This is a genomic window from Polymorphobacter sp. (assembly GCF_051860865.1).
Lineage (GTDB): Bacteria > Pseudomonadota > Alphaproteobacteria > Sphingomonadales > Sphingomonadaceae > Sandarakinorhabdus.
Genome location: NZ_JBIMKZ010000055.1, coordinates 1 through 20,990 on the forward strand (window position 1 = coordinate 1; position 20,990 = coordinate 20,990).

Sequence of the window (20,990 nt, forward strand, 5' to 3'; positions counted from 1 at the left end):
CGCGTCATCGAGCTGCTGCGCGGCGCATTGATCGCCCCGGTGCTCACCGCCCACCCGACAGAGGTCCGCCGCAAGAGCACCATCGACCGCGAGACGGTAATCGCCACGCTGATGGGGGCCTGCACCGATGGCCGCTGCGATGCCGGCACCGAGGCCGAGCTGATCCGCCAGATCACCATCCTCTGGCAGACCCGCCCGCTACGTACGGTCAAGCCCGTGGTCTCGGACGAGATCAATTCTGCGCTGTCCTATCTTCAGTCGAGCTTTCTGGCGGTACTGCCCCGGCTGCTGGCGCGCTGGGAGGCGCAGACCGGCACCGCCCTGCCGCCCTTCGTTCGCCCCGGCAGCTGGATCGGCGGGGACCGGGACGGCAACCCCAATGTCAACGCCGGCACGCTGCAGGAGGCACTCGCCGCCCAGGCCGCCGTGGCCATCGGCCACCAGCTCGCCGAGATCAACGCGCTCGGCTCGGAACTGTCGATGTCCTCGGCCTATGTCGCGGTGTCGCCGGCGCTGCGCGCGCTTGCCGATGCCAGCGGGGACACGGTGACGGCGCGCGACGATGAGCCCTATCGGCGGGCGCTGATCGGCATCTATGCCCGCACCGCTGCCAGCTACCGGGTGCTCGCCGGTCGTCCCCCGCCGCTGCAGCCGCTAGTCCAAGCCCGCCCCTATGCCCGCGCCGAGGATTTGCTGGCCGACCTGCGCATCGTCGCCGCCTCGCTGCACGATCACGGCGGCGCCGCCATGGTCGGTAGCCGCTTCGAGGCGCTGATCCGCACCGTCGAGATCTTCGGCTTCCACCTCGCCACGCTCGACCTGCGGCAGAACGCCGATGTCCATTGCCGGGTCGTCGCCGAGCTGCTGTCCACCGCCGGTGTGCCGGGCGACTATGCGGCGATGGGCGATGCCGCCCGCACCGCGCTGCTCGGCGACGAGCTGGCGTCGCCGCGCCTGCTGTTCAATCCCCACGCCGCCTACAGCGACGAGACGCTGTCCGAAATGGCGATCCTGCGCGCCGCCGCCGATGCCCATGCCCGCTTCGGCCCGGAGGTGATCCGCGCCTATATCGTCTCCAAGACCAGCGGCGTCTCCAACCTGCTCGAAGTCTATGTGCTGCTGAAGGAAGTCGGCCTCTACATCCCCGGCGACCCGCCGCGCTGCCGAATCATGGCCGTTCCGTTGTTCGAGACGATCGAGGATCTGGAAGCCGCGCCGCGCATCATGGCGACCTTCCTCGATCGCCCCAAGGCCGCCGCACTGGCCTCGGCACGCGGCTATCAGGAAGTGATGATCGGCTATTCAGACTCGAACAAGGACGGCGGCTATCTGACCTCGAACTGGTCGCTGCACGAAGGCGCGCTGGCGCTGTCCGAAGTGTTCGCGGCGCGCGGGCTGCAGATGCAGCTGTTCCACGGCCGCGGCGGCGCCGTCGGGCGCGGCGGTGGCTCGGCCTTCGATGCCATCCGCGCCCAGCCGCAGGGCACGGTGATGGGCCGCATCCGCATCACCGAACAGGGGGAGGTGATCGCCTCCAAATATGGCACCCCCGCCCTGGCCGAAGCGAGCCTGGAGACGATGGTGGCGGCAACGCTGCTGGCCAGCCTCGAGCCGGCGCGGTTGAGCGCGGACGAGTTCACCCGGTTCCGCGCGGCGATGCAGGAGATCAGCGCTGCCGCCGGCCGGCATTACCGGGACCTTGTCTATGGCACCAAGGATTTCAACCGCTTCTTCCGCGCCGCCACGCCGATCACCGAAATCGCCGAGCTGAAGATCGGCTCCCGCCCCTCCTCCCGCACCACCTCAGACCGCATCGAAGACCTCCGCGCCATCCCCTGGGTGTTCAGCTGGGCGCAGGCTCGGATCATGTTGCCGGGGTGGTATGGGGCGGGGGCGGCTTTGGCGGGGTTTGCCGACCGGGGGTTGCTGGCGGAGATGGTGGAGGCGTGGCCGTTTCTGGCGGCGACGCTCTCCAATCTGGAGATGGTGCTGGCGAAATCGGACATGGATATTGCCCGGCGCTATGCCGGGCTGGTGCCGGATGAAGCATTGAGAACCCATGTTTTCAATCGGATAGAGGGTGGGTGGCATGAGACGCATGACCAGCTGCTAGCATTGACCGGACAGTCGGTATTGCTGGAGCGATTGCCGGTGCTGGCGCGGTCGGTGACGCATCGGTTGCCCTATATCGACCCGCTCAACGAGCTGCAGATCGACCTGATCAGGCGGCGTCGGGCGGGTGAAGATGACCCCCGAATTGCCGAAGGAATCCACCTGACGATCAATGGAATCGCTGCCGGACTGCGAAACAGTGGCTGAATGGTACCATTTGGGGCACGTTTTGGACTATTTTGGGACAGTGTAGGGAAAGAGTCATCGAAAGTGATTTCGATATGCGAAGTTTTGGGAGGGCGAATTGACCGATATCCATGCACTTAAAACCGAGCTTCGCGCGGCCATTGAGCATTGCCAGCCGGACGGCAGCTATGACGACGACACCTGCGAGCGCATCCACACTCTGGTCGGCGCACTGGTGCCGCTGACGCCGACGCCGAGCCCGTTTGCGCGGCAGGATTTCGTCGAGTCTCCCTGGGTGTCCGAGTTCGCGCAATTCGGGGCGAAGCATACGGCCGGGAAGCCGATCCAGCATCTGTCCTCGATGAAGCTGCAGAGCTTTTCGCGGCTGCCGGACCTGCCGATCCGGGTGCTGGCCATCGAGCAGGAAATCCGGGTGGAGGGGCGGCATTACAATAATGTCACCGCGGTCACGACGCCGGACGGGGCGCATGCGGCGCAGCTGATCGTCTGGGGGCGCTATGACGTCGGGGCGGCCGAGCCGCAGCGCTATGCGGTGGAATTCTATGCCGTCGAGCTGGTGGCGCCGGCGGGGATCAGCGACGATGAGCTGCGGGCACAGTTCGGGATGGAGGCCGGGTCGCCGCTGCGGATCGAGCTGAAGCCGCCGCGGCTGCATTCGGACATCGTCTATTGCGACGAGGACATGCGGATCAACTTCGGCAGCCTGGGCGGGATTTATGTGCTAAAGCGGCTGGCGACGCCGGGCAAATCGGTGTCGTTCACTCCGGCTCCAGCGTTGCAAGCCGGCTGACCATCGGGCCGAGGATCGAGTCGATCAGCGCGCGGCGCTGCTGCGCCCGCTGCTGGTCGATCTCGGGCGGCGGGGTGAAAGCATCGAGCCGGGTGCGGTCGATGGTGGTCAGGCTCTCCAGCGACAGTTCGAGCGTCTGCAGCCGCTCGCGGGTGACCGAGAGTTCCTGGGTGAGGGTGACGACGGCGCGGAGCAGGTGATCGATCATCGGATCGACGAAGAAGCTGGTGTCCCGCTCGCCGGGGCGCGGGCCAGTGGGGAAGGTCTCGGTCACTTGCGGCCCCCGAAGAAGAAATACGTGGCGGGGCCGACCTGCTCATGGTCGGCGAAGGCGGCATCGCGCACGAAGCCGGCGGCGACGAGTTCCTCACGCATGTCCAGCGCGGTGAAGCCACTCCAGAAGGGTTCGCCGTTGTGGCGGACCTGCCAGTGGTTGGTGACCTGCTTGAGCAGCGGGATGCGGTGGGCGTGATAGGGCACGTCGAGATTGATCAGCAGGCCGCCGGGGCGGAGCAGGCGATGGCTTTCGGCGAGGATCTGGCGGACCTGGGCGCGTGATGTTTCATGGAACATGATAATCGAGACGATCAGATCGAAGCTGGCATCGGGGAAATCGGTTTCGCCGGCGTCCATCTCGGCGAAATGGACGGCGACATCCTGGCTCTCGGCGAAGCCATGGGCGAAGCGGATGAACGGGCGGGCACAATCGATGCCGGTGACCTCGGCGTCGGGGAATTCGCGCTTGTAGGCGAGCGTCTGCTCGCCGGTGCCGCAGCCCATGTCGAGGATGGCCTTGGGCTGGAGATCGGGGGCGCGGCGGCGGACGGCGGCGGTGAGCATCCGGCCGATCGAATCGGAGCCGAGCTTGCCGCCGGCGCCCATGCCCTTGGCGTTGCGGTACAGATCGACGGTGCCCGAATAGTTGAGGGCGGTCTCGATATCGTCGGGCCGGGTCTCCCGCCAGTAGCCGCCGGGCTGGCGGTGGATTTCGGTGGTGGTGATCGGGGCCTTGTGGACCATGCGGTCGGCAAGGCGCATCGAGCCGCGCCTGTTGGGGCTGGCGGCGCGGGCGCGGAAGGCCTCGACCTGATCGTCGATCGTGCGGTCGGTGGTGTCCTGGACGGCTTTCCACATCAGGTTCTGGCTGTGGAAGGTGAGCGATTCCCAGAGTTGGTAGAGCGGGTGACGGTCGAGCACGGCGCCGGCCTCGTCCCGGTCCGCCAGCGGCCGGCCGGTGCGGGCTTCGACGGCGGGATTGATGACCTCGTCGAAGCTTTGCTGAAGGGTGGATTCGAGCTTGAAGTTGATGAACTCCTTCAAGCTGCCGACGAAGGCCTGGCGGGCGGATTCATCATGGTTGGGGGTGAAGGCGACGGTGCTGGCCATGGGACGATCCTGTGCTTGCTTGCGGGCGATGCTAGCAGAGGGATGTGGGAGGGCGCAAAGCATGAGGGCGGGTGTTCGTCTGGTGGTTGGGCGCAACCGGGCCTGGCGGCGGCGGCGGCTTTGCTTAGGCCCCGGGTCGAGCCCGGGGCGACGGGGAGGGTACAGGGCGACGGGATGGTTCGGGTGGAAGATGGTTCGAGAGGCACCCGGGCCCATTTCGGGGGCCTGGGGCCTGAGGCCCCAGCCGCCGGAGGCGTCTTTTCCTTACGCTCCGAACACGCGCGCGAAGATCGTGTCGACGTGTTTGAGGTGATAGCCGAGGTCGAAGTTTTCGGCGATCTGGGCGGGGGTGAGGTGGGCGGTGACTTCGGGATCGGCTTCGAGGAGGGACTGGAGCTGGAGGGCGCCGTCTGACTCCCAGACCTTCATGGCGTTGCGCTGGACGAGGCTGTAGGCGGCTTCGCGGCTGGCGCCGGCCTGGGTGAGGGCGAGGAGGACGCGCTGGCTGTGGACGAGGCCGCCCATCTTGCCCAGGTTCTTGAGCATCCGCTCGGGGTAGACGATCAGGTTCCTGATGACGCCGGTGAGGCGGGCGAGGGCAAAATCGAGCGTGATGGTGGCGTCCGGGCCGATCATGCGCTCCACGCTCGAGTGCGAGATATCGCGCTCGTGCCACAGCGCCACGTTCTCCATGGCGGGGATGGCCATGCCGCGAACGAGGCGGGCTAGGCCGGTAAGGTTTTCGGTGAGGACGGGGTTGCGCTTGTGCGGCATGGCCGACGAGCCCTTCTGGCCGGGGCTGAAGAATTCCTCGGCCTCGAGAACTTCGGTGCGCTGGAGGTGGCGAATCTCGGTGGCCAGACGCTCGATGGAACTGGCGATGACGGCGAGCGTGGCAAAGTACATGGCGTGGCGATCACGCGGGATGACCTGGGTGCTGACCGGCTCGACGGTCAGGCCGAGCTTTTCGGCGACATGGGCTTCGACGCGGGGATCGATGTTGGCGAAGGTGCCGACGGCCCCGGAGATGGCGCAGGTGGCGACTTCGGCACGGGCGGCGACGAGGCGGGCGCGGGCGCGGGCGAACTCGGCATAGGCCTGGGCCATCTTGAGGCCGAAGGTGACGGGCTCGGCGTGGATGCCATGACTGCGGCCTATGCAGACCATGTCCTTGGTTTCCATCGCCTTGGCCTTGAGGGCGGCGAGGAGATCGTCGAGGTCTGACAGCAGGATGTCGGAGGCGCGGGCGAGCTGGACGGCGAGGCAGGTGTCCAGCACGTCCGAGCTGGTGAGGCCCTGATGAAGGAAGCGGGCGGGCTCGCCGACATGCTCGGCGACCGAGGTAAGGAAGGCAATGACGTCGTGCTTGGTCTCGCGCTCGATCTCGTCGATGCGGGCGACGTCGAAGCCGCCTTTTTCCCAGATGGCCTTGGCGGCTTCGGGGGGGACGACGCCGAGAGTGGCGAGGGCGTCGGTGGCGTGGGCCTCGATCTCGAACCAGATGCGAAAGCGGGCTTCGGGCTCCCAGAGGGCGACCATGGCGGGGCGGGAATAGCGAGGGATCATGGGGTTTGGCCTAGGGGCGGGGTTGCGGCGGGTCAAGCACCGGGCGTATCCGGGGAGGATGGCGGAGCGGGTGCGCGTGGTGGTGATGCAGGCGGGGCTCGGCCCGCTGGACTATGCCGTGCCGGCGGGGATGGTGCTGGCGCCGGGACAGGCGGTGCGGGTGCCGCTGGGACCGCGGATGATCACAGGTGTGGTATGGGACGGGCTGGCGGGGCCCGAGGTGGCGCTGGCGAAGCTGCGGCCGGTGGCCGGCGTGCTGCCGGTGTTGCCGATTGCGGCGCCGCTGCGGCGGCTGTGCGATTTCGTGGCGGATTATTATCTCGCTCCGCTGGCGGGGGTGGTGCGGATGGTGCTGCCGCAGGTGGCGCTGCTGGGGGAGCGGCAGCTGAGCGAGTTCCGGCTTTCGGGGGTGATGCCGGGGCGGATGACGCCGGAGCGGGCGAAGGCCATCGCGGCGCTGGAGGGGCGGACAGGGACAGTAAGGGACCTAGGCCGGGCGGCGGGGGTGAGCGAGGCGGTGGTGCGCGGGCTGGTGAGCGCCGGCGTGCTGGTGGGCGAGGTGCGCGGGGCGGCCGATGGCCTTGCGGTGCCGGATGCGGATTTTGCGGTGCCGGTGCTGGAGGCGGCGCAGGCGGCGGCGGCGGATGCGGTGGTGGGGGCGATTGCCGCCGGGGGGTTTGCGCCGTTTTTGCTGGAGGGGGTGACGGGCTCGGGGAAGACCGAGGTCTATGCGGAAGGCATTGCCGCGGCGATCCGGGCGGGGGGTCAGGCGCTGGTGCTGCTGCCGGAGATTGCGCTGACCGCCGCCTTCATGACGCGGCTGGAGGCGCGGTTCGGGGCGGCGCCTCTGGTCTGGCATTCGGACCTGGGGACGGCGGCGCGGCGGACGGCGTTTGCGGCGATTGCCGATGGGCGGGCGCCGCTGGTGGTGGGGGCGCGGTCGGCGTTGTTCCTGCCGTTCCGGCGGCTGCTGCTGACCGTGGTCGACGAGGCGCACGAGCAGAGCTTCAAGCAGGAGGAGGGCGTGCATTACCATGCCCGTGACGTGGCGGTGATGCGGGCGCAGTTCGAAGGCGCGTGCGCTGTGCTGGCCACCGCGACGCCGGCGATCGAGACGCAGGTGCTGGTCAGCCGGGGAACCTATCGGCATCTTCTGCTGCCGGCGCGGTTCGGCGGGGCGAGCCTGCCGGATGTGCAGGCGATCGACATGCGGCGCACCCCGCCGCCGCGCGGGCGCTGGCTGGCGCCGCCGCTGGTGGAGGCGATGCGCGAGACGCTGGCGCGGGGCGAGCAGGCGCTACTGTTTTTGAACAGGCGGGGCTATGCGCCGCTGACCTTGTGCCGGGCCTGCGGCGAGCGCATTCAGTGCCCGAACTGCACGGCCTGGATGGTGGAGCATCGGCTGGGGCGGCGGCTGGCTTGCCACCATTGCGGGCATGAGATGGCGGTGCCCGAGGCCTGCCCCTCATGCGGCGAGGCGGACACGCTGGTGGCGTGCGGGCCGGGGGTAGAGCGGATCGCCGAGGAAGTGACGCGGCTGTTTCCGGACGCACGGCTGGCCCTGGTGACCTCCGACAGCATTACCACGCCGGCGCGGGCCGAGGCGCTGGTGAAGGCGGTGACGGCAGGCGAGATCGATGTGCTGGTGGGCACCCAGCTGGTGACCAAGGGCTTTCATTTTCCCGATCTGACGCTGGTGGGGGTGGTGGATGCCGACCTCGGGCTGGGGGGCGGCGACCTGCGGGCCGGCGAGCGGACCTTTGCCCAGGTGGTGCAGGTATCGGGCCGGGCCGGGCGCGGCGAGAAGCCGGGACGGGTGCTGATCCAGACCCATCAGCCCGAGGCGCGGCTGATGCGGGCGCTGGTGGCCGGCGATGCCAAGGCCTTTTACGCCGCCGAGACGGCGACGCGGCGCGACCTCGGGCTGCCGCCGTTCGGGCGGCTGGCGGCGCTGATCGTATCAAGCGAGGACGAGGGCGCGGCACGGACCGCGGCGCGGGCGCTGGGCGAGGCGGCGCCGCACCGCGCCGGGCTGGAGGTGCTGGGACCGGCCCCGGCACCGCTGGCGATGCTGCGCGGGCGGCACCGGATGCGGTTGCTGGTGATGGCGGGGCGACAGGTCCCACTGGCGGCGATCCTGCGCGACTGGCTGGCGCGGGTGCCGGTGGCGGGGAATGTGCGGGTGGTGGTGGACGTCGACCCGTACAGCTTCGTCTAGGGCGTATCGACATTCAGCCGACGTGCGCCTCCGGCGGTAGAGAAAGTGCCTCCGGCGGCTGGGGCCACAGGCCCCAGACCCCGATAGTTTGACCTCCGCAATGCGACGGCAGCAGGGTGTTCTGGAATGACCAAATGATTGGGGCCTGGGGTCTGCGGCCCCAGCCGCCGGAGGCCAGTTTCTTCTGTAAGTCGAACCGCCTACGCCTCAGGGAATTCCTTGCGCAGCGAGCGGGCGAACAGCAGGCGGTCGGCTCCCTTGAAGCCGAAGCGCCAGATGATGGCGCAGAATACCGCCAGCACCAGCCACTGGCCGAAGCCGAGCTGGACCCATTCCGGTGTTTGCAGGAACAACAGGCCGATGGCGAAGGCCGGGGCGCCGGCCAGCAGCAGCGACCAGCGCCAGCCGGCGACCGGATGGGCGAGCAGCCGGGCCAGCAGCCGCGACTTGCCGACAGAGAGGATCAGCGCAGCGGCGGCAAGGGCTGCGGCCGCCCCTTCTCCGCCGTAGCGCGGCACCAGCAGCACCGACAGCCCGGCCTGGATGAGAATACCGGCGGCCGACCACATCAGGTTGCGGCCGCGCGCGACATAGACCAGCGCTGCCTCGGCGACGGCGGCCTGCGCGGCGAACAGCTCGGCCAGCAGCAGCAGCGCCAGTATCAGCGCGCCGCTGGCGAACACCGGGCCGAACAGCCCCATGCTGGCCTGGCCGGTAATGCCGAGCGCGAGGACGACGCCGAGCTGGGCGGCGCCGACCCAGAATCCGATCTGGCGGATGTGCAGCGCGGCCTTGGTGGTGCGGCCCTCGGCGATGTTGGTGGCCAGGACCGGGGCGAGGATGGGATCGAAGCTCGACTTGAGGCGCTGGGGCAGCGAGGCGATCTGCTGGGCGATATAATAGATGCCGACGATCTCCGGCGGGGCGAAGCGGCCAAGGATGAAGACATCGAGCCGGTGGGCGCCCCATTCGGCGATGTCGGCACCGGCGAGCGCGACATTACGACGGGCGAGCAACCACAGCACGCCGGGCCGGGGGTGCCAGCCCGATGGGGCGCCGAAGCGGCGGAAGGCCGGCCACAGGCTGGCGGCGGCGGCGGCGACCATCGAGGCCAGATAGGCGATGATGAGCCCGTCCGGCTTCAGCGCGGTAAAGGCCAGCGCCAGCGCTGCCGCGCTCAACACCCAGGGTTCGACCAGCGAGCGGGCGCGCACGGTGGCGCCGATATCGAAGCGGAAGGCGAGGCCGGCGAGGCTGACGTCCGAGGCAACGATGGCGACGATGATCAGCGGGAACCAGCGCTCCAGCGCTGCATATTCGGTGGTGGGGAAGACGATCTGCGGCACGGCGATGAGCAGCGCGGCGCCGAGCAGCGCGGCGATCAGCGAAACCAGCAGGGCATCGTAGAGCGCGTGGGTCTGGTCCTGCTGGCGGGCGGCCATGGCTTCGGCAAGGCCGCGCTTGAGGCCGAGCGTGGCGAGCATCGCCACCAGCTCGACGACCATGGTGGCATAGGCGAAGCGGCCGAGCGATTCGGCGCCGTAAAGCCGGCCGGCGATGAACAGGAACGGGAAGCGAGCGGCGAGGCGCAGGACATAGCCTAGAAAGCTGGTGCGGCCGCCGCGCGCCAGCTCGGCAGTTTCCTGCGCCGAGGGCGCGTGACCGGACGCCGCAGGGCTTTCAGCCGCCGACATCGAGGCGTCGGTACCGGCCATGAAGATAGAGCAGCGAATCGACGTCCGGCGCCAGCCCGAAGCGGCGGATATGGCCGACGATGATGCGGTGGTCGCCGCCATCATGGTCGGCGTGGAGCGTGCAGGCGAAGGCGGCTTTGGCGCTGGCGAGCACCGGCACGCCGTCCCAATCCTGCCAATCGGCGCCGGCGAAGCGATCGACGCCGCGCATGGCGAAACGATCGGCGACGGCCTGGCTTTCCGGATCCAGCACGTTGACGGCGAAGCGGCCGGCGGCGCGCAGGCCGGGCAGCGCCGAGGCGCCATTGGCCGGGCAGACCAGCAGCAGCGGCGGATCGATGCTGACCGAGGTGAAGCTGTTGGCGGTGAAGCCGATACGCTCGCCCTCGTCAGTCTGGCTGGTGACGATGGTGACGCCGGTGGCGAAACAGCCAAAGGCATCGCGAAGCTCTCGCGGGGCGAAGGGCGGCGTGACGGTCTGCATGGCGGCACTCCGTAGGGATTGTGTCGCGCGGGTCAATGCCCGCTGGTGTTGGCGAGGGTGCAAGAATGTCGGCAGGCCAAGGAAAAGAAATGTAAAATTTATGATCGTTCGCTAGGTTGCGCCTGTTGCGAATGCTAATCAGTGCGTTGCCGGCGGGGCAGGCGCCATGGGAAGTGAGAACCAGGATGCGACTGGCAGTATTGGACGACGATCGGGACCTGTGCGCGCAGGTGGCGGCGGTGATGCGCGCAGCCGGGCATATCTGCTTCGAATTCTATCAGGGCGAGGCGCTGCGCCGGGCGTTGAGACGCGAAAGCTTCGACCTGCTGATCATGGACTGGGAGCTGCCCGATGTCTCCGGCGTGGAGCTGCTGGCCTGGACACGCGCCAATCTGACGCCGCCGCCGCCGGTGATCATGCTGACCGGGCGGACGGGCGACGACGACATCGTGCGCGGGCTGGACACCGGCGCCGATGATTATGTGACCAAGCCGCTGGTGCCGGCGGTGCTGCGCGCCCGGGTGGAGGCGCTGTTGCGGCGGCGCTACGGCGCCGGTGAGGAACCGCGGGTCGAGGAGTTCGGCGACCATCGGTTCGATCCGCTGACGATGACAGTCACCTTCAGGGACGAGCCGGTGGTGCTGACCGCTAAGGAATTTGGATTGGCGCTGGTGTTGTTCCGCAACCTAAACCGGCCGCTGTCGCGAGCGTATATCATGGAGACGGTGTGGGGCCGGAACCCGGATATTCCGAGCCGTACGCTGGACGCACATGTCTCGCAGATCAGGGGCCGCCTAGGCCTCAGGCCGGAGAATGGACTGAGGCTGGCATCCGTTTACAGTTTCGGTTATAGACTGGAGCGGTTAGAGGGGGTTGTTTAGGTTCGTTAACAACCTTCTTGAACCGACGTTTGCCCGCAGGGGCGGCAGACGGGGGCTCTTTTGAAGGTTGTTGAGGATGGCCAGGCTATGGTCCATTGCCTTGATGCTGACGCTGACGCTGCCTTTCGCGGCGCCGGCCACCGCACCTGTTCCGAGCGAAGCGCGCTGGGATTCGGCACCGGCGCTGCGCTATAGAATTGAGGCCGGGGACACGCTGGCCTCAATCGCCAGTCGGGGGCTCGGCAACCCGCAGGCGCTGCCGATGCTGGCCGCAGCCAATGATCTCCCGATCGATGCCAGGCTTCGCGCCGGACAGTTTATTTCCATTCCGTCCAACATGTTACGACGCGAGCCGATCCGCGCGACGGTGACCGGCTTCGCCGGCGACGTGCGGCTGTCGCCGGACCTGCCGGTGGCGGTGGGCGACACGCTCGGCGAGGGCGATATCATCGAGGTGGGGGCCGACAGCTTCGTGCGGCTCGACATGAGAGCGGCGGGCTGTGTCACCCTGCCCTCCCAATCCCGGGTGCGGATCAGGACGCTGCACCGCGTGGCGCTGACCGGCGAGATTGCCCGGGCGCTGGAAGACCTGCCGATGGACCATGTCTGGCTGGCGCCATCGTTGGTCCGGTCTTTCGACTCGGACAGCGGCGGGGCATGATCGGCGGTGGTCTATCCGATTGAGCCGGCCATGAGCGGCCGGGCTGCGACATGATGCGGCACGCCGATCCAAGCGAAACGCAGATCGTGCGCCGGCGGGTGGCCCCGCTGCTGCGCGAATGGCTGCTGGTGCTGACGATGATGAGCGTGGCGCTACTGCTGCTGATTACCTCCGGCGCGCTCGCACGGCTGGACCAGGCGATCTACGACCTGACTGTGCGTTGGTCGGCACCGCCGGCACCCGAAAGCGTACTGATCGTGACGATCGACGATGCCAGCCTCGAGAGCCTGGGGCCCTGGCCATGGGACGCGGCCCGCCATGCCCAGGCGATCGACCGGCTGGTGGCGGCGGGGGCGCAGGCGATCAGCTATGCGGTGACGCTTGAGCGGGGCAGCAGCGACGCGCCGTTGGTGGCGGCTATAAGGAGGGCCCGCAGCCAGGGCGTGCGGGTGGCGATGCCGGTACGAATCCGTGTGCCGGGGCCGGACGGCAAGGCCTATCTTGCCGAGCCGCCGCCGGCCGGCGCGATTCCCGGGCACAATCTGATCCGGACCGACGGCGACGGCGTGGTGCGGCAGGTGGACATGATCATCGACGGGAGCGCCCGCTGGCCGCATCTGGCGGTGGCGGTGACCGGCGCCGAGAGCGGCAAGGATGCGGCGCTGGTCGGGGTGCCGCCGTTCCGGGCCCGGGACGGGAATGACCGACTGCGGGCGGAAGCCGAGCGGCTGATCGGTTTCCGGGGGCCGCCGGGGCAATTCCGGTCACTGCCGATCATGGCGGTGCTGGCCGGCGAGGCGCCGCGCCAGATGATCGCAGGGCGCACCGTGCTGGTAGGGATCACCGCCGGCGGGCTGAGCGACCGGTTTGCCACCGCCGTATCCGGGCGCGCCGGCGGGATGAGCGCGGTGGAGATCCAGGCCAGTGTGGTGGCGGACCTGCTGCAGGGGCGGCGGCTGGAGCGGGCCGGGACGGCGCGGTCGCTGACGCTGGCGCTGGTGATGCTGTGGCTGGTGATGGTGGGGATGCTGATCCTGCGGCCGGGACTCGCCGGGGTGTTCGGGATTGCACTGCTGATCCTGGTGCTGATGAGTGCGGCGGCCGGGCTGATCGCCATCGGGCGCTGGGTGGGGCCGGGAGGGGCGGTGGTGGCGCTATTGATGGCGCCGCCGCTCTGGGCGTGGCGGCGGCTGGCGGTGGTCAATGACTGGATGACGCGCGAGCTGACGGCGCTGGGCGACCTTGGGCTGCCGAAGCGGCTGTCCCGCGCGCCGACCGATCCGGTGACGCGGGCAACCGAGATGCTGGCGGCGACCATCGACCGGGTATCCGAGCTGCGGCGGCTGGCCGATGCGGCGCTGCGCGGGCTGCCGGATGCGACCGTGCTGGTAGGCAATACCGGGCAGGTCGTCGCCTCCAACGGGGCGGCCGAAGCGTTGTTCGGCGCCGATCCGTCGCTGGAATCGATCGATGCGGCCTTTGCCGGGGCGGGGCTGCCGGCGTTCGGCTCGGCAGCGCTGGCGGCGGCGGACAGCCCGTGGCGGGGCGAATTCCGGGCACGGGACGGCAGTGTGCGCGAGATCCGCTATACGCCGTGGCGCAATGCCGGCGGCGCGGCAATGGGCTGGATCGTGCGCTTTGCCGACATCTCGGCACTGCGCAAGGCGGAAGCGGCGCGCGAGGAAGCGCTGCAGCTGCTGACCCATGACATGCGGGCGCCGCAGGCCTCGATCCTGGCGTTGGTCGACCGGGCCGAGGGGATGCCGGGCGAGACCGCCAACCGGCTGCGCCAGCTGGCGCGGCGGACGATCGGACTGGCCGATGGCTATCTGCACCTGGCCCGCGCCGAGGCCGGCAATTATGCGATGGGCGACGTTGACCTGGCGGCGATCGCCACCGAGGCCGTGGACGAGATGTGGCCGCAGGCGCAGGCGATGGGGGTACGAATCGACGGGCTGGGGCTCGACGACGAGGCGTTGATGTGGGGCAACCACAGCCTGTTGATGCGGGCGATTGTCAATTTGATCAGCAATGCATTGAAGCATGCGCCGCGCGGCAGCACCATCACCGTGCGGCTGCGCGGCGACCGCAGCGACTGGCGGCTGGACGTGGAGGACCGGGGGCCGGGGGTGCCGGCGATGCTGCAGGTGCAGCTGTTCGGGCGGTTCCGGACCGGCGGCGAGGGCGGCGGCGTGGGGCTGGGGCTGGCGTTCGTGCGGTCGGTGGCCGAGGGGCATGGCGGGCTGGCGCGGTGCCAGAGCGTGCCGGGCGACGGGGCGACCTTTACGCTCTGGCTGCCGGGGATTGCGGCGGGGCGGGTAATGGCGGCGGAGTGACGCGGCGGGCACGCGGGCCGCGTGCCGACTCGCGTCCGCCCGGCCGGGCGGACGGCGGGGGGTCCCGCTGAACCGCTTCGACGTCAGGACGCGGCTTTGCCGCGGCCCGGATCCAACCAAGGTTATGGTTTCAGCCGAGGTTGCGTGTGGCGAGCCATTCGCGGACCGAGGGGCCGATGTCGGGGCGTTCGAGGGCGAGCGCGATGTTGGCGGTGATGTGGCCGGCCTTGTCGCCGCAATCGAAGCGTTCGCCGGTGAAGGTGAGGGCGTGGAAGGGCTGGACGCCGATCAGCTGGGCCATGGCGTCGGTGAGCTGGATTTCGCCGCCGGCGCCGCGCGTGCCTTCGGCGAGCAGCGCGATGACCTCGGGCTGCAGGATGTAGCGTCCGATGACGGCGAGGCGCGAGGGGGCGGTGCCGGGCTTGGGCTTCTCGACCAGACTCTTGACCTCGGTGATCAGGCCGTCGACCTGGCCGGGGGTGACGATGCCGTAGCGGTGGGTGTGGTCCTCCGGCACTTCGAGCACCGAGATCAAATTGCCGCCGACGCGGCTGTAAGCGGTGTGCATCTCAGCCAGCGCCGGGTTGGCCGGGGACCAGAGCAGCTCGTCCGGCAGCAGCACGGCGAAGGCATCGTTGCCGATGACGTGGCGGGCGCACCAGACGGCGTGGCCGAGGCCGAGCGGCTCCTGCTGGCGGACCGAGAGGATGCTGCCGGGGAGCAGCCGGGCGTCGTTGATCAGCGCCAGCTCGGCGGTCTTGCCCTTGGCCTGGAGGCTGGCGGCGAGCTCGGCGGCGATGTCGAAATGGTCTTCCATCGCGCCCTTGCCGCGGGCGGTGACGAAGACCATCCGCTCGATGCCAGCGGCCAATGCCTCCTCGACCGCATATTGGAGCAGCGGCTTGTCGACGACCGGCAGCATTTCCTTGGGTATCGCCTTGGTGGCGGGCAGGAAACGGGTGCCCTGGCCGGCGATGGGGAAGACGGCGGTACGAACAGGGCTACGCGACATTCGGTGACATCCTATTTCAGCCAGGGCGCCTTGGCATCGAGCGCAAGCATGGCCTCGGGTTGGTTACGTTGGGAGACGATAGCCCATTTGTCCCCCGAAACCATTACCTCGGGCACCAGCGGGCGGGAATTATAGGTGCTGGCCATGGTGGCACCGTACGCCCCGGCGGTCATGAAGGCGATGCGGTCCCCGGCGGCGACGGCCTCGATGTCGCGGTCTTCGGCGAAGGTGTCCCCGGTCTCGCAGATCGGGCCGACGACGGTGGCGGTGATGCGATCGGCGCGCGGGCGCAGCGCCTTGATGTCGTGCCAGGCATTGTAGAGCGAGGGGCGGAGCAGGTCGTTCATCGCCGCATCGACGACGACGAAATGCTTGGACGCGCCGTCCTTGGTGAGGATGACGCTGCTGACGAGGACGCCGGCATTGCCGACGATCATCCGGCCGGGCTCGAACATCAGCCGCCAGCGCCAGCCGCGGGTGGCGCGGGCGACCATCGCCGCATAATGCACCGGGCTGGGCGGGGCCGGCTGGTCCGAGCGATAGGGGACGCCGAGGCCGCCGCCGAAATCGATGCGCTTGAGGAAATGGCCCTGCGCCTCGAGATCGGTGGCGAGGCGGCCGAGGCGGCCGATCATGTCCTCGACCGGCGACAGGTCGGTGAGCTGGCTGCCGATATGGGCGGCGAGGCCGACCGGGCGCAGGTGCGACTGGGCGGCGGCCAGCGCGAAGGCGGCGGGCACGCGCTCGAACGGGATGCCGAACTTGGCGTCGGCACCGCCGGTGCTGATCTTGCCGTGAGTGCGCGGATCAACGGCCGGGTTGATGCGGATGGCGACCTCGACCGGCTTGCCCAGCGCGGCGGCAACCTGGCCGAGCATCAGGATCTCGGCCTCCGATTCGATGTTGAACTGAAGGATGCCGGCCTCGACCCCGGCGCGAAGCTCCGGCAGCTGCTTGCCGACGCCGGAGAAGACGATGCGGCTGGCGGGCACGCCGGCGGCCAGCGCCCGGGCCAGCTCGCCGCCGGAGACGACATCGGCGCCGGCACCGAGCCGGGCCAGCGTTGCGAGGACCGAGAGATTGGGGTTGGCCTTGACGGCGAAGGCGACCAGCGGATCGCCGTCTCCGAGACCGCTGACAGCAGCGGCGAAGACATTGTAATGCCGCTCGATGGTGGCGCTGCTGTAGCAGTAGAAGGGCGTGCCGATCTCTTGCGCCAGCGTCTCGAGGCTGACGTCTTCGGCGTGCATGACGCCGTCTCGGGTCTGGAAATGGTCCATGGCAGGCCTAACGGGGGGGCGGCAGGTTGAAGCGGTCGTCCGGCCGGTCCTGCGAATTGGACTGGGGATCGTCGACGCGCCGGGGGATGGCCTGGGGCGGCAGCACCAGCATCTGCTCGGGCGTCATCGGCAGCAGCGCGTCGGCGGGCTTCTGCGGCAGCGTCTGGGGCGGCACCGGGCGCAGTTCACCCTGCTTGCCGCAGGCGGACAGGGCGAGCAGGACGACAAGGGCGATGGCGCGGGTCACAGCCGGCCCCGGACGGCGGCGATGGCGGCGCGGACATTGGCCGGCGCGGTGCCGCCGAAGCTGGTGCGGCTGGCGACCGAGGCCTCGACGCTGAGCACGTTGCGCACCGCCGGCGTCAGCCGCGCATCGATGCCGGCGAGGTCTGCGTCCGACAGGCCATCGAGATCGGTGCCTTTGGCCTCGGCCATGCGGACGGCGCGGCCGGTGATGTCATGGGCATCGCGGAACGGCACCCCGGCTTCCCGCACCAGCCAGTCGGCGAGGTCGGTGGCGGTGCTGAAGCCCGAGGCGGCGGCGGCGCGCATCCGGGCCTTGTTGAAGGTCAGCGTCTCGACCATGCCGGTCATTGCGGTGAGGCACAGCGACAGCGTGTCATGGGCGTTGAACACCGGGCGCTTGTCGTCCTGCATGTCCTTGGAATAGGCGAGCGGCAGGCCTTTCATGATGATGGCGAGGCGCTGGAAGGCGGCGAGGAACAGGCCGGACTTGGCGCGCACCAGCTCGGCTGCGTCCGGATTGCGCTTCTGCGGCATGATCGAGCTGCCAGTCGACCAGGCATCGGGCAGGGTGACGAAGCCATAGGGCTGGCTGGCCCAGATGATGATCTCCTCGGCCATCCGCGACAGATGGAGGCCGGCGAGCGCACAGGCCGACATGTATTCAAGCGCGAAATCCCGGTCCGAGACCGAATCGAGGCTGTTGGCGGTGGGTCGGGCGAAGCCGAGCGCGGCGGCCGTGGCGTGGCGGTCGATCGGGAAGCCGGTGCCGGCGAGGGCGGCGGCGCCGAGCGGGCACTCGTCCATCCGCCGGCCGGCATCGGCGAATCGCGAGCGATCGCGCAGCGCCATCTCGACATAGGCCATCAGGTGATGGCCGAGCGTCACCGGCTGGGCGATCTGGAGATGGGTGAAGCCGGGGAGGATGGTGTCGGCATGCTCCTCGGCGCGGACGAGCAGCGCCTCGATGAAGGCGGTCAGCGCCGCTTCGGCCTCTATGCAGGCCTGGCGGACCCAGAGGCGGAAATCGGTGGCGACCTGGTCGTTGCGCGAGCGGGCGGTGTGGAGGCGGCCGGCGGCGGGACCGATCAGCTCCTTGAGCCTTGTCTCCACGGTCATGTGGATGTCTTCGAGCGCGATGACCTCGGGGACGCCATCGGCTTCATATTCGGCCTCGATGGTGGCGAGGCCGGCGAGGATGGCGGCGACATCGTCGGCCGGAATGATGCTTTGGGCGCCGAGCATGGTGACATGGGCGCGGCTGCCGGCGAGGTCCTGACGCCACAGCCGCTTGTCGGTACCGATCGAGGCGTTTATCTCGGCCATCACCGCATCCGGGCCGGCGCTGAACCGGCCACCCCAGAGCGGATTTGACGAGGAAGATGACATGATGGCGGCTCGGTTCCTGATCGTGGCGATGCTTGGACTTGCGGTAGCGGGCTGCGATGCGGGCGACAAGGGAAAGACTGCAGGCGCCGAGGCGACCCCTGACGCCGCAGCGGCTGACGCGGCGCCGCCGATCAACACCATCGACCGGCGCTTTGCCGGCAGCGCGCCGCCCGAGGTCAGCTTCGAGACCGCGCCGGGCGAGGCGACGACGCTGGCCACGGTGCTGGCGGCGAATCGCGGCAAGCGGGTGCTGATCAATTTGTGGGCGACATGGTGCCCGCCGTGCCTGGCCGAGATGCCGGCGCTCGACCGGCTAGCCGGCGACGAGGCCGGGCGGCTCTATGTGCTGCCGGTCAGCCAGGACATGGAAGGCTGGCAGGCGGTGGAGAAATTCTTCGCGCCCGGCCGGTTCACGACGCTGGTGCCGGTGCTCGACCAGCCGGGCAGCCTCGGCGAGCGGCTGAAGGTGAAGGGCCTGCCGGTATCTGTGCTCTATGACGGCGAGGGGCGCGAGGTCTGGCGCGTGTCCGGCGTGCCGGACTGGGGCAGCCCGGAGGTGCGCGGGGCGATCAGCGGCTGACACGGGCGCGACGAAACTGTTAACAGGAAGTGTTGTTGCGATTGCGAAAGGCCGCCAAAGCGTGCAGATGGCGGGCTTGTCATCCGGAATTGAGAGTGGTGTCGCGGCATGGCGGTGGGCGTTAAAGTCAGGGTCAGGCGTGTCCTGCACCGGATCGCGATGGGGCTGGTGCGCTTCTATTATGTCGGCCTGTGGGGGATGAAGATCGGCGAGGGCAGCCGGATCTCGCTGTCCGCCAAGCTCGATCTTGCCAATCCCGACGGCATCCATATCGGCAAGCATACGGCGCTGACCTTTCGCACCGCGGTGCTGACGCATGACTTCGTCAACCGCCGGCACCTGGATACGCGGATCGGCGATTATTGCTTCATCGGCGCCGGCTCGATTATCATGCCGGGCGTGACCATCGGCGACCATTGCATCGTCGGCACCGGATCGGTGGTGATGCGCGACGTGCCGTCACGATCGGTGGTGATGGGCAACCCGGCCCGGGTGATCGAGAAGGGCATCGACACCGGGCCGCTGGGGCTGCGGCTGCGCAGCACGGTGCCAGAGACGGTTCCGGCGGCGGCTGGACTTGCCCCGGTCGATGAGCCACCAATGGCCGACGCGCCATGACCAGCCAGGAGTATGCTCGGTGAGTTTGCGAGAGAAGATCAGTGCGCTGTTCAACGAGATGTGGGCGGAGGACCATGACACGCCGCCGCCGGTGCTGACCGACGATACGGTGCTGCTGGAGACCGGGCTCGATTCGATGGCATTCGCGGTGTTCGTGGCGCGGCTCGACGAGGAGCTGGGGTTCGATCCGTTCACGGCGTCCGATGATGCGGTCTATCCGGTGACGTTCGGCGAATTCGTGACCTTCTACGAGCAAAATGCGGATCTCTGATGCATCTGGCGGACGGGCTCGGGGCGACGGCGCGGACGCTGCTGGTATCGCCGGGGCTGCGCCTCGACAGGGATGAGGCACTGGCGCTGGCCCCCGGGCCGGCGCTGGCCGGGCGGACTGTGGCGCTGCGGCTGGGCACGCCGGCCGATTTCGTCCGCACTCTGATCGCGCTCGACGGGCGGGTGGCCGGGCTGGTGCTGCTGGCCCCTGCCCTGCCCGATGACAGCGTGGCGACGCTGATGGCGGCGACCGGGGCCGAGGTGCTGGTGACCGATCGGGCCATGGCGGGCGCGCTGACGCCGGACGCGGCGCTGTGCCGGGCGGACGGGCCGCGCGACCTGGATACGGCGTGGACGCTGACGACATCGGGGACCACGGGGCTGCCGAAGACGGTGACGCATCGGCTGGCGGCGCTAGCGCGGACCGTGCGGGCGCCGCGCGCCGGGGCCGAGCCGGTGTGGGGGCTTCTTTATGATCCAAGCCGCTTTGCCGGGTTGCAGCTGGTGTTGCAGGGGCTGCTCGGCGGCGGGCGGCTGGTAGCGCCGGACCCCGAAGCGCCGCTCGGCGAGCGGCTGCGCTTTATGGCCGACGAGGGGGTGACGCATCTGTCGGCGACGCCGAGCCTGTGGCGCAAGCTGCTGATGACGCCCGAGGGGGCGCTGCTCGACCTGACGCAGGTGACGCTGGGCGGCGAGATTGCCGATGACAAGTTGCTGGCGCGGCTAGCGGCGCGGTTTTCGGTCGCGCGGCTCGTGCATATCTATGCCTCGACCGAGGCTGGGGTGGGGTTTTCGGTGACCGACGGGCGGGCGGGGTTTCCGGCCGACTGGCTCGACGCGGGCGTGGGCGGGGTGGCGCTGAAGATCGTTGGTGATGAACTGTGGCTGCGGCCGCCGGAGGCGGGGGCGCGGGCGGTGCATTTGGTGCGCGACGATGACGGCTTCATCCTGACCGGCGACCGGGTGGAGCGCGACGGCGAGCGGGTGCGGTTCCTGGGCCGAGCGAGTGCATCGGTGAACATCGGCGGCACCAAGGTCAGCCCCGAGGCCGTGGAGGCAGTGCTGATGCGTCATCCGATGGTGGCGGCCTGCCATGTGACGGCGCGGCCGAACCCGATTCTGGGGGCGATTTTGGCGGCGTCGGTGGTGGCCGAGCCGGGCGCCGGGGCTGATGTGGTCGCGTCGGTGAAGGCCTGGTGCAAGGCGGAGCTGCCGCGCGAGGCGCAACCGGCGACGATAAGGCTGGTGGAGGAGATCGGCATG

Annotated in this window: 19 protein-coding genes; 10 read left to right on the top strand and 9 right to left on the bottom strand. The window is 69.1% G+C overall.

Annotated features, from left to right (window positions below; translation table 11 throughout):
• Both ppc and ACTIFJ_RS10760 read left to right on the top strand, forming a co-directional pair.
• Window positions 1–2,319, top strand: a 2,319-nt coding sequence (ppc, locus tag ACTIFJ_RS10755; protein WP_439534111.1) for a phosphoenolpyruvate carboxylase, incomplete at its 5' end; no start/stop codon positions are given.
• Window positions 2,320–2,416: 97 nt separating this feature from the next.
• Complete coding sequence (locus ACTIFJ_RS10760) at window positions 2,417–3,109, top strand: PAP/fibrillin family protein (RefSeq protein WP_439534112.1); 693 nt, start codon at window positions 2,417–2,419, stop codon at window positions 3,107–3,109.
• On the opposite strand, the gene ACTIFJ_RS10765 is transcribed toward ACTIFJ_RS10760, so the two are convergent.
• The 3 genes from ACTIFJ_RS10765 to purB form a co-directional block, all read right to left on the bottom strand.
• Window positions 3,078–3,383 carry a hypothetical protein gene (locus ACTIFJ_RS10765; RefSeq protein WP_439534113.1) on the bottom strand — a complete coding sequence of 102 codons (306 nt, stop codon included), beginning with the start codon at window positions 3,381–3,383 and terminating at the stop codon, window positions 3,078–3,080. The two genes, ACTIFJ_RS10760 and ACTIFJ_RS10765, sit on opposite strands and share 32 nt — an antisense overlap.
• Window positions 3,380–4,495 carry a class I SAM-dependent methyltransferase gene (locus tag ACTIFJ_RS10770; protein WP_439534114.1) on the bottom strand — a complete coding sequence of 372 codons (1,116 nt, stop codon included), beginning with the start codon at window positions 4,493–4,495 and terminating at the stop codon, window positions 3,380–3,382. Before ACTIFJ_RS10770 ends, ACTIFJ_RS10765 begins: the two co-directional genes overlap by 4 nt.
• 264 nt (window positions 4,496–4,759) lie before the next feature.
• On the bottom strand, window positions 4,760–6,061 hold the full coding sequence (gene purB, locus ACTIFJ_RS10775; RefSeq protein WP_439534115.1) for an adenylosuccinate lyase: 1,302 nt from the start codon (window positions 6,059–6,061) through the stop codon (window positions 4,760–4,762).
• A 58-nt stretch (window positions 6,062–6,119) separates the two neighbouring features.
• Here purB and ACTIFJ_RS10780 point away from each other — a divergent pair, with 58 nt between their 5' ends.
• Entirely contained in the window at window positions 6,120–8,279 is a 2,160-nt protein-coding gene (locus ACTIFJ_RS10780; RefSeq protein WP_439534116.1) for a primosomal protein N', read from the top strand.
• Between the two features lie 200 nt (window positions 8,280–8,479).
• Here ACTIFJ_RS10780 and ACTIFJ_RS10785 read toward each other — a convergent pair whose 3' ends face one another.
• Window positions 8,480–9,994: a lipopolysaccharide biosynthesis protein gene (locus ACTIFJ_RS10785; RefSeq protein ID WP_439534117.1), complete on the bottom strand. Its 1,515-nt coding sequence runs from the start codon at window positions 9,992–9,994 to the stop codon at window positions 8,480–8,482.
• Entirely contained in the window at window positions 9,960–10,457 is a 498-nt protein-coding gene (locus tag ACTIFJ_RS10790) for a flavin reductase family protein (RefSeq protein WP_439534118.1), read from the bottom strand. The genes ACTIFJ_RS10785 and ACTIFJ_RS10790 overlap by 35 nt, the downstream gene beginning before the upstream one ends.
• Window positions 10,458–10,657: 200 nt before the next feature.
• Between ACTIFJ_RS10790 and ACTIFJ_RS10795 the strand changes: the two genes are divergently transcribed.
• The 3 genes from ACTIFJ_RS10795 to ACTIFJ_RS10805 all read left to right on the top strand — a co-directional run bounded on the left by ACTIFJ_RS10795 (window position 10,658) and on the right by ACTIFJ_RS10805 (window position 14,335).
• On the top strand, window positions 10,658–11,338 hold the full coding sequence (locus tag ACTIFJ_RS10795; RefSeq protein WP_439534119.1) for a response regulator transcription factor: 681 nt from the start codon (window positions 10,658–10,660) through the stop codon (window positions 11,336–11,338).
• Between the two features lie 103 nt (window positions 11,339–11,441).
• Window positions 11,442–11,999 carry a LysM peptidoglycan-binding domain-containing protein gene (locus tag ACTIFJ_RS10800; protein ID WP_439534120.1) on the top strand — a complete coding sequence of 186 codons (558 nt, stop codon included), beginning with the start codon at window positions 11,442–11,444 and terminating at the stop codon, window positions 11,997–11,999.
• A gap of 50 nt (window positions 12,000–12,049) precedes the next feature.
• Window positions 12,050–14,335, top strand: coding sequence for a CHASE2 domain-containing protein (locus ACTIFJ_RS10805; protein ID WP_439534121.1), 2,286 nt, complete (start codon window positions 12,050–12,052; stop codon window positions 14,333–14,335).
• Between the two features lie 130 nt (window positions 14,336–14,465).
• On the opposite strand, the gene ACTIFJ_RS10810 is transcribed toward ACTIFJ_RS10805, so the two are convergent.
• The 4 genes from ACTIFJ_RS10810 to argH are packed head-to-tail and all read right to left on the bottom strand — an operon-like array spanning window position 14,466 to window position 18,259.
• Window positions 14,466–15,347, bottom strand: a complete 882-nt coding sequence (locus ACTIFJ_RS10810; RefSeq protein ID WP_439534122.1) for a UTP--glucose-1-phosphate uridylyltransferase — start codon at window positions 15,345–15,347, stop codon at window positions 14,466–14,468.
• An 11-nt stretch (window positions 15,348–15,358) separates the two neighbouring features.
• The gene (gene lysA, locus ACTIFJ_RS10815) at window positions 15,359–16,627 is read right to left on the bottom strand and encodes a diaminopimelate decarboxylase (protein WP_439534123.1); all 1,269 of its coding nucleotides are present in this window, start codon (window positions 16,625–16,627) and stop codon (window positions 15,359–15,361) included.
• Between the two features lie 7 nt (window positions 16,628–16,634).
• The gene (locus ACTIFJ_RS10820) at window positions 16,635–16,874 is read right to left on the bottom strand and encodes a hypothetical protein (RefSeq protein WP_439534124.1); all 240 of its coding nucleotides are present in this window, start codon (window positions 16,872–16,874) and stop codon (window positions 16,635–16,637) included.
• Window positions 16,871–18,259, bottom strand: a complete 1,389-nt coding sequence (argH, locus tag ACTIFJ_RS10825) for an argininosuccinate lyase (RefSeq protein ID WP_439534125.1) — start codon at window positions 18,257–18,259, stop codon at window positions 16,871–16,873. The genes ACTIFJ_RS10820 and argH overlap by 4 nt, the downstream gene beginning before the upstream one ends.
• Between argH and ACTIFJ_RS10830 the strand changes: the two genes are divergently transcribed.
• The 4 genes from ACTIFJ_RS10830 to ACTIFJ_RS10845 all read left to right on the top strand — a co-directional run.
• A complete protein-coding gene (locus ACTIFJ_RS10830; protein WP_439534126.1) occupies window positions 18,258–18,839 on the top strand; it encodes a TlpA family protein disulfide reductase in 582 nt (193 codons plus the stop codon). The two genes, argH and ACTIFJ_RS10830, sit on opposite strands and share 2 nt — an antisense overlap.
• 108 nt (window positions 18,840–18,947) lie before the next feature.
• Window positions 18,948–19,457, top strand: a complete 510-nt coding sequence (locus ACTIFJ_RS10835; RefSeq protein WP_439534127.1) for an acyltransferase — start codon at window positions 18,948–18,950, stop codon at window positions 19,455–19,457.
• A 19-nt stretch (window positions 19,458–19,476) separates the two neighbouring features.
• Window positions 19,477–19,728 (top strand): acyl carrier protein, encoded by a 252-nt coding sequence (locus tag ACTIFJ_RS10840; protein ID WP_439534128.1) that lies wholly within the window; start codon window positions 19,477–19,479, stop codon window positions 19,726–19,728.
• Window positions 19,728–20,990: AMP-binding protein (locus ACTIFJ_RS10845; RefSeq protein ID WP_439534129.1), on the top strand; the 1,263-nt coding region annotated here is incomplete at its 3' end. The genes ACTIFJ_RS10840 and ACTIFJ_RS10845, both read left to right, overlap by 1 nt.